This window comes from Amycolatopsis sp. QT-25 (genome assembly GCF_029369745.1).
Classification (GTDB): Bacteria; Actinomycetota; Actinomycetes; order Mycobacteriales; family Pseudonocardiaceae; genus Amycolatopsis.
In genome coordinates this window covers 863,226-876,982 of record NZ_CP120210.1, presented here as the reverse complement: position 1 = coordinate 876,982, position 13,757 = coordinate 863,226, and the positions used below count along the sequence as shown (strand labels likewise).

The following is a 13,757-nucleotide window of genomic DNA, read 5'->3' as shown; positions in this document are numbered from 1 at the left end:
AGCACGCGAGACGCGCCTCCAAGCACGCGAGTCACGCCCTCAAGCACGCGAGACGCGCCTCCAAGCACGCGATTTTCGCCTCTGAACGCGGGACCCCCACTTGAGTTCGACCCCGGCCTGCCATATAGTCCACTCGGAATAATCAGTACGGAATCTTCCGAGGGGATCATCTTGGCCGCGAAGCTCACCCCGCTCGCCATGGCGGTGCTGGAACTCCTTCACGAACGGCCCATGCATCCGTACGAGATGGCGCAGCTGATGAAGGAGCGTTACGTCAGCACGCGCGTCAAAGTGAAGGCCGGCTCGCTCTACCACGCGGTGGACCGCCTGGCGGAGAACGGTTTCGTCGAGGTCGTCGAGACACAGCGAGACGGGAAACGCCCCGAGCGCACCGTGTACGCGATGACGGAGGCCGGCCGCGACGAGTTCGTCGACCGGGCGCAGGACATGCTGGCCACGCCCGCCGAGGAGTACCCCGAGTACCTCAGCGCGCTCGCCGCCATCGACGAACTCGGCCGGGAAACGACCCTCACCCAGCTCAGGCACCGGGTGCTGCGGCTACAGGCCGCCATCGCTTCCGACCAGGTCGTCCTCGAGAACCTGGCCGAGGAGCACAAGCTTCCCGAGATCTACTGGCTCGACTGGTCCTACGCCACCGCGCGGCGTGCCTTCGAGCTCGAGTGGACCCGAAAACTGATCGAGGACCTGGAATCCGGCCGCATCCGGTTCCAGGAGCACTGCACGCCACAGCTGACTCTGGTCACCGAGGACGACACCGATGAACGCGAAACAAGCTAACCCCTGGGCCGCGCTTTCCGCGCTGTGCCTGGGTTTCTTCATGATCCTGCTGGACACCACGATCGTTTCGACCGCGATTCCCGCGATGCTGCGCGAACTCGGCACCGGGCTGAACGCCATCGTCTGGGTGATCAGCGTCTATCTGCTCGCCTACGCGGTGCCGATGCTGTTCGCCAGCCGCCTCGGCGACCGTTTCGGCCCGAAACGCGTCTACCTGGCCGGGCTCGTGGTGTTCACGCTGGCCTCGCTGTGGTGCGGCCTGTCCGGTTCGGTGGAAACGCTGATCGCGGCCCGCGCGGTGCAGGGACTCGGGGCCGCTTTGCTGACGCCGCAGACCCTGGCGTTCATCAGCCATCTGTTCCCGCCGGCGAAACGCGGTCCCGCGATGGGACTCTGGAGCGGTGTCGCGGGCATCGCGGCCATCGTCGGACCGCTGCTCGGTGGCGTGCTCGTCGACCACCTCGGCTGGGAATGGATCTTCTTCGTCAATCTGCCGGTGGGCGTGGTCGCGTTCGCGCTGGCGCTGCTCAAGGTGCCGGACTGGCAGCCGAAGCACTCGCGTTCCTTCGACGTTCCCGGGATCCTGCTGTCCGGTGCCGGCTTGTTCTGCGTCGTCTACGGCGTCCAAAATGGACAGCAGTACGACTGGGGCCGGGCGTTCGGGCCGATCACCGTGTTCGAGATCATCGGCACCGGTCTCGCCCTGCTGGTCGCTTTCGTGCTGTGGCAACGGTTCAACCGTAAGGAACCCTTGCTGCCGCTGGGCGTTTTCGCGAACCGCAACTTCTCGGCCGGGGCACTGACCGCCGTCGCCGTCGGCTTCGCGATGACCGGCATGTTCCTGCCGCTGGTGATCTACATCCAGGCCGTGCTCGGTGAGTCACCGACGATGTCCGGTCTGCTGTTCGCGCCGATGTCGCTGCTGGGTGGCATGATCGGCCCGTTCGTCGGCCGCGCTTCGGACAGGGTCAACGGCAAGGTCCTGCTGATCATCGGGCTGACCGCGCTGGCGGCGGGGTTGGCGCTGGCGGCGCTGACCGCACGGGCAGGCGGGAACGCCTGGGCGCTCACCCCGGCCCTGATGGTCGCGGGCTTCGGGATCGGGTTCATCTTCGCGCCGATGGGCAACCTGGCGATGAGTTCGGTCGAACCGCGGCTCGTCGGCACCGCGTCGGGCATCTTCAACACCGCCCGCCAGGTCGGTGGCGTGCTCGGCAGCGCCGCCGTCGGCGTGCTGCTGCAGGCGCGGATCAGTGCTTCGATCGCCGACGAGGCGGCGTCGGCCGCGAGCGCGTTGCCGGAGCAGTACCGGGCGCCGTTCACGGAAGGCGTCGCGAAGGCCGCGGAATCGACCGGCGAGTTCGGTTCGTCCGGGCCGACGGCGTTTTCCGGCCTGCCTTCCGGCGTCGCCGAGCAGGCTCGACGGCTCGCGCTCGACGCCGTCCACAATGGACTCACCGACGCGGCAAGGGTGACGCTGCTGCTTCCGGCCGCGGTGCTGGTGCTGGGCGTGCTCGCCGCCCTCACCATGCGGCGCCCGGCTCCGCGGGCGCCGCACCCTCCCGCCCTGGAAACCGCCGCCAGCGCCGCCTGACCCCCTTGCCCGCCCCCCGCAATTCGTCACCTACTTGCGGTGAGAGAGGCCCCCACCGGTGCTCCGGACGGTCCGTCTTCGGCCGTGGAGGCGGGACGACATGGGTTCCTCCGCGGCTCGAACCAGCTCCACGGTCGGATGTCCCAGGTCACAAGGGGGCAACGACAGGTCGTCGAGTACGTTCCTCACGTGCGTTTCGTCCTCGCTTCCCAGTCCCCCGCCCGCCTCGGCGTCCTGCGTTCCGCCGGCTTCGACCCGAGCGTCGTCGTCTCCGGCGTCGACGAGGACGCCGTCGCCGCGTCCCTGATCGATCCGGCGCCGGAGGAACTGGTCCGCGCGCTCGCCGCCGCCAAGGCCGAAGCGGTTTTCGAGGCACTCGGCGGGCACGGCGACATGGTCGTCGTGGGCTGCGATTCGATGCTGTCGATCAACGGCGAAATGGTCGGGAAGCCGCACACGCCGGAGGTCGCGCGCCGGCGCTGGGCGTCGATGGCGGGCAAAACCGGTGAACTCCTCACCGGCCACGCGATCATCCGCGTCGAGGACGGCGTAAGGACGAAGGAAGCTTCCGGAACCGAAGGCACCACTGTTCGCTTCGGCACGCCCTCGCAAGAAGAGATCGAGGCCTACATCGCGTCCGGCGAACCGCTTCAGGTGGCGGGCGGCTTCACCTTGGACGGCCTCGGCGGCTGGTTCATCGAAGGCATCGACGGCGACTTCTCGAGCGTCATCGGGATCAGCCTCCCGCTGACACGGCGCTTGCTGACCGAGGTCGGCGTCAGCGTCGTCGATCTGTGGACCCGTCCCGCATCCTGAGACGACTCCCACACGATCGGGTGATCCGGAAGAGTTCTGCCTGGCCGAACGTTCTTCACGTTCGGGAAATCAGGAAACTTTCACGCACCGGAGTCGCCCCGTGTCTTTCATTCGGACCTACACAAGGCCAAGGGTCTTCGCGGTGGCGGTCCTCGGCTCGCTCGTCGTGGGCGCCCTGCTCGGCGTGCTCGCCAGGACGACCGAGGCGAGCTGGCTGACCGACCTGCTCGACCAGATCGGCACGATCTTCACGACGCTGCTGCAGATCGCGGTGATCCCGCTGGTCTTCACGGCGATCGTGGTCGGCATCAACAGTCTGCGCAACCTCGGTGGCGGCAAGAAGGCCGCGCGGCTGGGCGGCAAGACCGTGCTGTGGTTCGCGATCACCTCGTTCATCGCGTCGCTGATCGGTATCGCCGTCGCGAAGCTGTTCAACCCGGGCAGCGGCGGCCTCGGCGAAGGCGTCGCCGCGACCGCGAAGAACGCGGACAAGGCCACCAAGAGCGTCGACAACTGGGGTTCCTGGAGCGCCTTCGTCGAAGGCTTCCTGCCGAAGAACTTCCTCACCGCGTTCACCGAGGGCGAGACACTTCAAGTGCTGTTCCTCGCGGTGCTGATCGGCGCGGCGGCCTACAGCCTCGGCGACAAGGCCAAGCCGTTCGTCGACTTCACCACGAGTGTCTTCGAGATCATCCAGCGCTACCTCGGCTGGATCGTCCGGCTCGCCCCCCTCGGCATCATCGGCCTGATCGGCGCCGCGGTCTCGAACTACGGTGACGCCCTGTTCCGGCCGCTGTTGTCCACCACGCTCGCGGTGTACGTCGGCTGCCTGCTGGTCCTGTTCGTGGTCTACCCGATCCTGCTGCAGTTCGTGGCGAAGGTCAGCCCGCTGAAATTCTTCTCGAAGGCGAGCACGGCGATCCAGTTCGCGTTCGCTTCGCAGTCTTCGGGTGCGACGCTGCCCCTGACCCGGCAGTCCGCCGTCAACCTGGGCGTCCAGCCCGCGTACGCCGCCTTCGCGACCCCGCTGGGCAGCGCCACGAAGATGGACGGCTGCGCCGCGGTGTTCCCCGCGATCGGCGCCATCTTCATCGCGAACCTGTCCGGCGTTTCGCTGAACGTCTGGCAGTACATCGGCATCGTCGTGGTCGCCGTGCTCGGCGCGCTGGCCACCGCGGGCACCACCGGCTGGCTGACCGCGCTGACCCTGACCACCGCGTTCATCGGGCTCGACGCGCAGCAGGTGGCGCTCGGGATCGCGCTGATCTACTCGGTGAACCCGATCATGGACATGATGCGGACCGCCACCAACGTCGCGGGCCAGATCGTCGTGCCGGTCGTCGTCGCCCGCAGCGAAGGCCTTCTGGACGACGACGTGCTCAACTCGCGGACGGATCCTTCGCCCACTTCCGACGGTGAAGCGGCTACTACGTCCGCGAAGGAACCTGTTACTGCAGGTGCGTGAGGTTTTTAGTACATGAAGGCCCCCTTCCTTGCGCCAGGCGCAAGGAAGGGGGCCTTCATGTACTCGGACCCGCCGCGACGGGCGAGAGCAAAGGTCCCTTACTCCTTTTCGGGGCAAGCCCGCAGGTCCGCCTTCGTGAGCCGGACCTCCGGCCAGCCCCTCAGCGCCGAGGGCGCGGTGTACCGCCGCGTGCAGCTCACCGAACCGCGGGCGACGTCGTAGACCTCGGCGAGCACCGGCGCCGCCTGGCATCGGGCCGAGCCGGACTGCGCGCCGGGGCATTCGTGCCGTACGACGATCACGTCCGCGATCCCGTCGACGGTGACGTCGTCCAGCGTGACCGTCCCGGCGTCGGAGAAGTACGGCTTCCCCGTGTCCCGCCAGATCCCGCCGCGCGCGACGAACAATTCGCCCGCCGAGCCGCCGTTCACTTCGCCGCGCACCAGACAGACCGGCGTCGCGCCGTCGACACAGCGCAAAGAATCGCCCTTGAGGGTGACCCCCATGTCGTTGAGGATCAGCGGGTACACCGTGTCCGCCCCGATCCGGACCACGCCCTGCTTCCCCGCGTCGTCGGCCAGCAGCACGACGGGCAGCCCGCCGACGGTCATCGCGCCGATCTCCCGGCAGGCCGAGTCGCCGCAGCCGATCCCGGGCGTGGTCGGGGCGTTGTCGGAAACGGGAGGCACGCCGGGGTCTCCGGCGGGCACCGGCGCGGCCGGGCGGAGCAGGATCACGGCCACGATGACGCCCGCCGTCACCACCGCCGCCAGCAGCGCGGTGAGCAGCACGGATCGCGGCGCCCGCGCTTCCTGAGTCCGCATATCCGAGAGCGTAAGTGATCTGGCGCAGAGTGCACGGCTATGTTGTTCCCGTGACGAATCCCGGACTGCCCAACGTCCTGTTCCTTCCCACGGCGAAGAAGCCGAAGGACTTCACGAGCGCGGAGATCGAGCTTCGCGCGACCAAGGACGGCCGGATGGCCTTGATCGCCTTCAGCACCGTGCAGCGCCTGGTCGAGTGCTGCGGCCCGCATCAGCCGTGGGCGCTGGTCAAGTCCGAGCACCTCGGGCGGGTCCACCAGGCCCAGCCGTACGACCTGATCGTGCTCGATTCCGACCTCCCGGAAGAATTGCGGCACCGTGAAGCGCTGGTGTAAGGCCTGATAGAAGAACTGAGACCCGGCACCACTGGTGTAGAACAGAGGGCACTGGGTGGCCTTGCTCTCACTAATCCGGGCGGGAATTTCTTCTAAACTGCTGCGGAGCCGCATCGGGGCGGCCCGACGTGCGAACGCAGGAGGTACGGCGTGACCGAGCAGGCCGGCACAGGTGGTCCGGTGACCAAGATCCTGATCGCGAACCGCGGGGAGATCGCGGTACGGGTGATCAGGGCGGCGAAGGACGCCGGGCTGACCAGCGTGGCCGTCTACGCCGATCCGGATCGTGACGCACCCCATGTCCGTCTCGCCGACGAGGCCTTCGCCCTCGGCGGCACCACCGCCGCCGAGAGCTACCTCGTCTTCGACAAGCTGCTCGACACCGCCAAGCGGTCGGGCGCGGACTCCGTCCATCCCGGCTACGGGTTCCTTTCCGAGAACGCGGACTTCGCCCAGGCGGTGATCGACGCGGGCCTGACCTGGATCGGCCCGAGCCCGCAGGCCATCCGCGACCTCGGCGACAAGGTCACCGCGCGGCACATCGCGCTGCGCGCCGGAGCTCCGCTCGTGCCCGGGACGAAGGACCCCGTCGCCAACGCCGACGAGATCATCGCCTTCGCCGACGAGCACGGCCTGCCCGTCGCGATCAAGGCGGCGTTCGGCGGCGGCGGTCGCGGGCTGAAGGTCGCCCGCACCCGGGAGGAGATCCCGGAGCTCTTCGAATCCGCGACGCGGGAGGCGATCTCCGCCTTCGGCCGCGGCGAATGCTTCGTCGAGCGCTACCTGGACAAACCGCGCCACGTCGAGGCCCAGGTCCTCGCCGACCAGCACGGCAACGCCATCGTCGTCGGCACCCGCGACTGCTCGTTGCAGCGCCGGCACCAGAAGCTGGTCGAAGAGGCGCCCGCCCCGTACCTGACCGACGATCAGCGCAAGCGCATCCACGAGTCCGCGAAGGCGATCTGCAAGGAAGCCGGTTACTACGGCGCCGGGACCGTCGAGTACCTCGTCGCGGTCGACGGCACGATCTCGTTCCTCGAGGTCAACACACGGCTCCAGGTCGAGCACCCGGTGTCCGAGGAGACCACGGGCCTCGACCTCGTGCGCGAGATGTTCCGCATCGCGCGCGGCGAGAAGCTGCGCATCACCGAGGACCCGGAGCCGCGCGGCCACTCGATCGAATTCCGCATCAACGGCGAGGACGCCGGCCGCGGCTTCCTGCCCGCGCCCGGCACCGTGACGAAGTTCGTCGCGCCCAGCGGTCCGGGGGTCCGGGTCGACTCGGGCGTCGAATCCGGCAGCGTCATCGGCGGTCAGTTCGACTCGATGCTCGCGAAGCTCATCGTCACCGGCTCGGACCGGCAGAACGCGCTCGAGCGCAGCCGCCGCGCGCTGGCCGAGATGGTCGCCGACGGGATGGCGACGGTCCTGCCGTTCCACCGGGTGATCGTGACCGACCCGGCCTTCGTCGGCGACGAGAACGGTTTCAGCGTGCACACCCGCTGGATCGAGACCGAGTTCGACAATCGGATCGAGCCGTTCGTGGCCCCGGAAGCCACTGAGGCCGAGGAAGAGCAGCCCCGCCAGAACGTCGTCGTCGAGGTCGGCGGCCGCCGCCTCGAAGTGTCGCTTCCCGGCGGCTTCTCGCTCGACGCCGGTGGCGGTGGCGGGACGGCCGTCAAGGCCAAACCGCGCAAGCGCGCGGGCGGCACCAGGGCCGCGGTGAGCGGCGACGCGGTCACCGCGCCGATGCAGGGCACCATCGTCAAGATCGCCGTCGAAGAGGGCCAGCGGGTCGAAGCGGGCGAGCTGGTCGTCGTGCTCGAAGCGATGAAGATGGAGAACCCGGTCACCGCGCACAAAGCGGGCACCGTGACCGGGCTTTCGATCGAGGTCGGCGCGGCGGTCACCCAGGGGACCCAGCTGTTCGAGCTCAAAGACTGACGATTGTCATGGTCGGCGGGCCTCGCCCGGCCTACCATCGCAAGGGTGAGCGAGGTTCCGTCACCGCGGCTGCGGATCAGTGATCAGGATCGTGAGTCCGCGCTGGCAGCGCTCGGCGAGCACTTGAGCGTGGGCCGGATCGACCTCGACGAGTTCGGGGAGCGGTCCGCCCAGGTCACCGCCGCCAAGACACGCGGCGACCTGACCGGGATCTTCGCGGACCTGCCCGGACCACATCCGCTCTCCGACGCGCCCAAGCCGGCCGTGAGCGAGCCGGGGAAACCGGCGTCGTCGTGGGCGGACGTCCCTCCGATGCAACGGATCATGGGCGCGCTCCTGCCGATCCTCTTCATCGCCTCCATCGTGCTCATCGTCACCACCGGGGTCACCTGGTGGTTCATCCTCGTCCCGATCGGGATCAGCGCCGTCGGCGAAGGCATCTGGGGCAAGGGCTGGGAGAACGCGCACAAGAAGCTCGGGAAACAACGTCGGCGGGAACTGGACCGTTGAATCGCCCGTAGACTCGGGACGTGAGTGCCGAGAGACCGGACATGCGGCTGAGCGACGCCGAACGCCAAGACGCGCTCGAAGCGCTGGAAGAGCATGTCCGCACCGGCAGACTCGACCTCGACGAGTTCGGTTCGCGGTCAGCGAAGGTCAGTGCCGCGCGTATGGTGAGCGATCTGGAACCGCTGTTCACGGATCTGCCCTCGCCCCGGCCCGCCGCGCTGCTCCCCCTGCCACCGATGCCCGGTGTGGCGCAGGCGTCCGCGAAGAACGACGCCCCGCCGTCGAAATGGCTGGCGGCCGGCGCCGTGCCGATCGCGGCGGCGGTGGCGATCGCGCTGTTCTTCTTCACCCGGGGGACGTTCCTGGTCTTCTTGCTGCCACTGGCCGTCGCGCTGATCATGAGTCGCCGTCGCTGAGAGGCCGGTTACCCTCGAAGAGTGGAACCGGTGGAGATCAACGCGGGCGAGTACTACCTGCGGCAGCTGCGGGCGGACAAGGCCCTCGACGACCGTCCGGCGCTGGTCGCGGCCTTCGCCGACCCGACGCATCGCAAGTACGTCCTGAACTATCGTTTACGGGATCTGGACGAGGCGACCGAGTACGTCGCGCTGCGCGCGGCCCAGTGGGCCGGTGACGAACGTTGCTCCTGGGCGGTGGCCGAGCCGACGACCGGGGAGTTGCTGGGCGAGGTCGGCCTGCGGGATCTCGACTTCGACACCGGGTACGCGGAGGCGTCGGTCTGGGTGCGTGCGGCGTCCAGGGGCAAAGGCGTCGCGAGCACCGCGCTCAACGCGGCCCTGCGCTTCGGATTCGGCGGACTCGGCCTGCGCGAGGTCAGCTACCGCTACGAGGAGACGAACGAGGTCTCCGCCTCGGTCGCCCGCAAATGCGGGTTCACCCTGGTCGGGCCCGAACTGGAACCGGCCCCGACCGGGGAACGCCTCATCCGCTGGCGCCGCACCGCCTGACCCCCTCGCAATTCGTCACCTAATTGCCTGGCCGCTTACCGGCGCCGGAGCTCGACCGAGGGCAAGTAGGTGACGAATTGCGAAGGGTCAGAACGGGTAGGTGGGTGGGGGGTTGCGGACGGTGACCCAGCGGGTCTCGGTGAAGGCCTCGATGTTCGCCGCCGCGCCGCCGAAACGGCTTCCGGTACCCGAAGCGGCGACGCCACCGAAGGGACTGTTCGCCTCGTCGCTGACGGTCTGGTCGTTGATGTGCACGATCCCGGTCGGGACGCGGTCGGCCAGCTCCAGTCCTTTGAGGACATCGCGGGTGACGATCCCCAGCGAGAGCCCGTATTCGCTCGCCGTGGCGAGGCGGATGGCCTCCTCCGCGTCGGAGAACCGCACGACCGGCGCGACCGGGCCGAAGATCTCCTCGGCGACCGCGGGCGCCGTCGCCGGCACGTCGGCGAGCACCGTCGCGGAGTAGAACAGCCGGTCGTATTCGGCGCCGGCGGCGACCCGCGCCCCCGCCGCGACACTGGCCGTCACCAGCTCGTGGATCTTGTCCCGCTGCCCGGCGTCGATGATCGGCCCGAGCGCGACCTCGTCCCGCGCCGGGTCGCCCACCCGCAACGCGGCCGCCTTCGCCGCCAGCCGCTCGACGAAGTCGTCGTAGAGCCGCTCGTGCACCAGGTGCCGTCCGGTGGTCATGCAGATCTGGCCCTGGTGGAAGAAGGAGCCGAACGCGGCGACTCCGGCGGCTTCGTCGACGTCCGCGTCGTCGAGCACGATGAGCGCGGAGTTCCCGCCCAGTTCCAGATGCGCCCGCTTCAGGTGCTTTCCGGCGAGTTCGCCGACCTTGCGCCCGGCGCCGGTCGACCCGGTGAACGAGATGACGCGGACCGCCGGATGCGTCACCAGTGTCTCGCCGACGTCCGCGCCGCCGGGCAGCATCTGCAGCACACCCGGAGGCAGACCGGCTTCCTCGAAGATCCGTGCCAAGACCACGCCACCGGTGACGGCGGTACGCGGATCCGGCTTGAGGATGACCGCGTTCCCCAGCGCCAGCGCCGGGGCGACCGAACGGATGCCCAGGATGATCGGCATGTTGAACGGCGAGATCACCGCGACGACACCGGCCGGGACCCGGCGCGCCATCGAAAGCCGCGGTTCTTCGCTCGGCAGGAGTTCGCCGTACGGGCGGCCGGGCAGGGCCGCCGCCTCGTAGCACTCCTGCTCGGCGACGTGCAGGGAAAAACCCGCGACTCCGGGCACGGCGCCGACCTCACGGACGTTCCACCAGCGGATCTCGTCGGCGTACTCGGACCACGATCGCGCGGCCTCGCGCAGGACGGCGGCACGCCGGACGTGCGGTGTCGCCGCCCACGCCCGCTGCGCCTCGGCCGCGGTTTCCGCCGCTTCCGCGGCGTCCCCGGCCGAGGCGATGCCCACGCTTCCCAGCACCGCACCGGTCGCGGGCTCCGTCACGTCACGGGTGCCACCGGAACCGGGCACCCAGGAACCGCCGGCGAAGATCCGGTCCGTCCACGTCGACGAGTCGAGAAACACCACAAGGCCGCCTTCCGCATCGGTGTCCGATCAGGGAGCCCGCAGCCGCCATCGACGTCGGCAGGGCGCTGATCGAACTTCTCCCGTTCGCGGTGAAGGGCCCGCCACCGCGATAGCGGGGCCTTCGACCGCGCGGGCTCGGACGGCCGACGCTATGCCAGATTCACCCGATCAGGCAACGATCTCTGCGCGCGTGGCACACCATTCGGCAGCGGGGATCAACTCACCGGTCCGATGATCCCGGACCGTGCTTCCGGCGCGGCCGAACGCAACGCGTCGGCGGCCTCGTCGCTCGGCTGCGACTGGGACTCCCGTTCCGCCTCGACCCGCGCCTGGTACACCTCGACCTCACGCTTCTCTTCGTCCTTCGACCAGCCGAGCACCTCACCCACCAGCGCGGCGACCTGTGCCGCGCAGTCGACACCGCGGTGCGCGTACTCGATCGAGATCCGCGTCCGGCGCGCGAGCACGTCTTCCAGGTGAAGCGCGCCCTCGTGGCTGGCCGCGTAGACGACCTCGACGCCGAGGTAGTCCGGAGCGTGCTCCAGCGGCTTCAACAGCTCCGGCCGTCCTTCGCCGAGCGCGAGGACCTCGTGCACCATCGAGCCGTAGCGGTCGAGCAGATGCCGGACGCGGTACGGGTGCAGCCCGTGCTCGCTCGCCAGCTGGTCGGCCTGGTTCACCAGCGCGTGGTACCCGTCGGCGCCCAGCAGCGGCACCTTGTCCGTGATGGACGGCTGCGGCCTGCCGGGAAGGTCGACAGCCGCGGCGTCGACGGCGTCGGCCGCCATCACCCGGTACGTCGTGTACTTGCCACCCGCGATCGCGACCAGTCCCGGCGCGACCCTGGCGACCGCGTGCTCCCGCGAAAGCTTCGACGTCTCTTCGCTCTCCCCGGCCAGCAAAGGCCGAAGGCCCGCGTAGACGCCTTCGATGTCGTCGTGCGTCAGCGGGGTCGCGAGCACGGTGTTGACGTGTTCGAGGAGGTAGTCGATGTCGTGCTTCGTCGCGGCGGGATGCGCGAGGTCGAGGTTCCAGTCGGTGTCGGTGGTCCCGACGATCCAGTGGTTGCGCCACGGGATGACGAACAGCACGGATTTCTCGGTGCGCAGGATCATGCCCGATTCCGAGACGATCCGGTCGCGCGGGACGACGATGTGCACACCCTTGCTCGCCCGCACGCGGAACCGGCCGCGGCCACCGGAAAGGCGCTGCAGTTCGTCGGTCCAGACGCCGGTGCAGTTGATCACCGCGGAGGCGTGGACCTCGGTCTCGCGGCCGTCCTCGACGTCGCGCACGCGGACACCGGAAACACGGTCTGCCTCGCGGAGGAAACCGGCCACCTGGGTGGAGGTGCGCACCACGGCGCCGTAGTGCGCGGCGGTGCGGGCGACCGTCATCGTATGCCGCGCGTCGTCGGATTGCGCGTCGTAGTAACGGATCCCGCCGATCAACGCGGACCGCTTCAGCGCGGGAACCATCCGCAGCGCGCCCGCGCGGCTGAGATGCTTCTGGCCGGGGACCGACCGCGCGCCACCCATCGTGTCGTACATCAGCAGCCCGGCCGCGGTGTACGGACGCTCCCAGATCCGGTGGGTCAGCGGGTACAGGAAACTGACCGGTTTCACCAGATGCGGGGCGATCGTCGTCAGCATCAGCTCGCGTTCGCGCAGGGCTTCCCGCACCAGACCGAATTCCAGCTGTTCGAGGTACCGGAGCCCGCCGTGGAAGAGCTTGCTGGACCGGCTCGACGTCCCCGACGCGAGGTCGCGCGCTTCGACGAGGGCGACCCGCAGGCCGCGGGTGGCGGCGTCGAGCGCCGTGCCCGCCCCGACCACTCCGCCGCCGATGACGACGAGGTCGAACTTGTCCCCACCCAGCCGCTGCCAAGACTCTTCCCGCTTGAGCGGTCCCAGCCTGGCGGGGCTGTTTTCGGCTTCGCGCTGAGAGCTTGCCACGTGACATTCCTCCTTGTGCCGCTGTGACTCCAGCATCGCACGATCGGCCGCGACCGGTCCGTTATGCGGGTGACACGTGTGGCGTAACCCTCGTCGATCTTGGAAGGATTGATTCTCCCGATGCCTGGAAGGAACAAATACGCGACGGTAACGTGCCACGGACGTGGGTCGGCAAGGGCGCCGTAGCACACCGTGATCGACCCTGCGCGGAATGTCCAAAGTGGAGGTCTAGCGGTGAGTGCGGGAGCCATCTTCGTCTGGGAGCTGCTGGGAACGGCGGTCCTGATCCTGTTGGGCAACGGCGTGGTCGCCAACCACGTGTTGCGCAAGAACAACGGTCACGACGGGGGCATCGTGATGATCACCCTCGGGTGGGCGTTCGCGGTCTTCGCCGGTGCCAGCATCGCCGCGCCGAGCGGCGCGCACCTCAACCCCGCGGTGACGCTGGGCCTCGCCATCGCGGACAAGACGAAGTGGGCGGACGTCCCGATCTATTTCGCCGGGCAGCTGATCGGCGCGATCCTCGGCGCCGTGCTCTGCTGGGCCGCCTACAAGCTCCAGTTCGACGACCATCCGCGAGGCGACGAGACGCTCGGCATCTTTTCCACCGCGCCGCAGATCCCGAACAAGGCTTGGAACCTCGTCACCGAGATCATCGGCACCTTCGTACTGGTCGCGTGGATCCTGCTCAGCCCGGTTTACGCCAACGCCACGGGCGAAGGCGGCACCCCGAACTTCGGCAACTCCGCGCTCGGCTACGCGGGTGTGGCGTTCGTCGTGCTGGTCATCGGCCAGTCCCTCGGTGGCCCGACCGGTTACGCCATCAACCCGGCACGGGACCTCGGCCCCCGCATCGCGTACGCGTTCCTGCTGCCGATCAAGAACAAGGCCAACCCGAACTGGGGTTATTCCTGGATCCCGGTCGCCGGCCCGCTGGTCGGCAGCGCCCTGGCCGCCCTCCTCTTCCTCGCCGTCCACAACCTGACCTGAGACTGGA

Annotated in this window: 13 protein-coding genes; 10 read left to right on the top strand and 3 right to left on the bottom strand. The window is 68.8% G+C overall.

The genetic code is table 11. The annotated features are described in order from the left end of the window. The first annotated feature begins 171 nt into the window (after nt 1-171). The 4 genes from P3102_RS04355 (at nt 172) to P3102_RS04340 (ending at nt 4,673) form a co-directional block, all read left to right on the top strand. Nucleotides 172-798, top strand: coding sequence for a PadR family transcriptional regulator (locus tag P3102_RS04355; protein WP_276366714.1), 627 nt, complete (start codon nt 172-174; stop codon nt 796-798). Then, the gene (locus P3102_RS04350) at nt 779-2,392 is read left to right on the top strand and encodes a DHA2 family efflux MFS transporter permease subunit (RefSeq protein WP_276366712.1); all 1,614 of its coding nucleotides are present in this window, start codon (nt 779-781) and stop codon (nt 2,390-2,392) included. Before P3102_RS04355 ends, P3102_RS04350 begins: the two co-directional genes overlap by 20 nt. Before the next feature lie 189 nt (nt 2,393-2,581). Further along, nucleotides 2,582-3,208, top strand: a complete 627-nt coding sequence (locus P3102_RS04345; protein WP_276366711.1) for a nucleoside triphosphate pyrophosphatase — start codon at nt 2,582-2,584, stop codon at nt 3,206-3,208. Between the two features lie 100 nt (nt 3,209-3,308). Continuing rightward, a complete protein-coding gene (locus tag P3102_RS04340) occupies nt 3,309-4,673 on the top strand; it encodes a dicarboxylate/amino acid:cation symporter (RefSeq protein ID WP_276366709.1) in 1,365 nt (454 codons plus the stop codon). A 98-nt stretch (nt 4,674-4,771) separates the two neighbouring features. On the opposite strand, the gene P3102_RS04335 is transcribed toward P3102_RS04340, so the two are convergent. Beyond that, the gene (locus tag P3102_RS04335) at nt 4,772-5,464 is read right to left on the bottom strand and encodes a hypothetical protein (protein WP_276371620.1); all 693 of its coding nucleotides are present in this window, start codon (nt 5,462-5,464) and stop codon (nt 4,772-4,774) included. An 83-nt stretch (nt 5,465-5,547) separates the two neighbouring features. Between P3102_RS04335 and P3102_RS04330 the strand changes: the two genes are divergently transcribed. The 5 genes from P3102_RS04330 (at nt 5,548) to P3102_RS04310 (ending at nt 9,254) form a co-directional block, all read left to right on the top strand. Next, entirely contained in the window at nt 5,548-5,832 is a 285-nt protein-coding gene (locus P3102_RS04330) for an SAV_915 family protein (protein ID WP_276366707.1), read from the top strand. Nucleotides 5,833-5,982: 150 nt separating this feature from the next. Next, nucleotides 5,983-7,776, top strand: a complete 1,794-nt coding sequence (locus tag P3102_RS04325) for an acetyl/propionyl/methylcrotonyl-CoA carboxylase subunit alpha (protein WP_276366706.1) — start codon at nt 5,983-5,985, stop codon at nt 7,774-7,776. A gap of 45 nt (nt 7,777-7,821) precedes the next feature. Further along, a complete protein-coding gene (locus P3102_RS04320) occupies nt 7,822-8,286 on the top strand; it encodes a DUF1707 domain-containing protein (protein ID WP_276366704.1) in 465 nt (154 codons plus the stop codon). Between the two features lie 41 nt (nt 8,287-8,327). Next, nucleotides 8,328-8,702, top strand: a complete 375-nt coding sequence (locus tag P3102_RS04315) for a DUF1707 domain-containing protein (protein ID WP_276371618.1) — start codon at nt 8,328-8,330, stop codon at nt 8,700-8,702. A gap of 21 nt (nt 8,703-8,723) precedes the next feature. Then, complete coding sequence (locus P3102_RS04310; protein ID WP_276366703.1) at nt 8,724-9,254, top strand: GNAT family N-acetyltransferase; 531 nt, start codon at nt 8,724-8,726, stop codon at nt 9,252-9,254. Between the two features lie 87 nt (nt 9,255-9,341). Here the strand turns inward: P3102_RS04310 and P3102_RS04305 are convergent, their stop codons facing one another. After that, the gene (locus P3102_RS04305) at nt 9,342-10,805 is read right to left on the bottom strand and encodes an aldehyde dehydrogenase family protein (RefSeq protein ID WP_276366701.1); all 1,464 of its coding nucleotides are present in this window, start codon (nt 10,803-10,805) and stop codon (nt 9,342-9,344) included. A 215-nt stretch (nt 10,806-11,020) separates the two neighbouring features. Beyond that, nucleotides 11,021-12,760 (bottom strand): glycerol-3-phosphate dehydrogenase/oxidase, encoded by a 1,740-nt coding sequence (locus P3102_RS04300; protein ID WP_276366699.1) that lies wholly within the window; start codon nt 12,758-12,760, stop codon nt 11,021-11,023. A gap of 234 nt (nt 12,761-12,994) precedes the next feature. Here P3102_RS04300 and P3102_RS04295 point away from each other — a divergent pair, with 234 nt between their 5' ends. Continuing rightward, on the top strand, nt 12,995-13,750 hold the full coding sequence (locus P3102_RS04295; RefSeq protein WP_276366698.1) for an MIP/aquaporin family protein: 756 nt from the start codon (nt 12,995-12,997) through the stop codon (nt 13,748-13,750). The last annotated feature ends 7 nt before the right edge of the window (nt 13,751-13,757 follow it).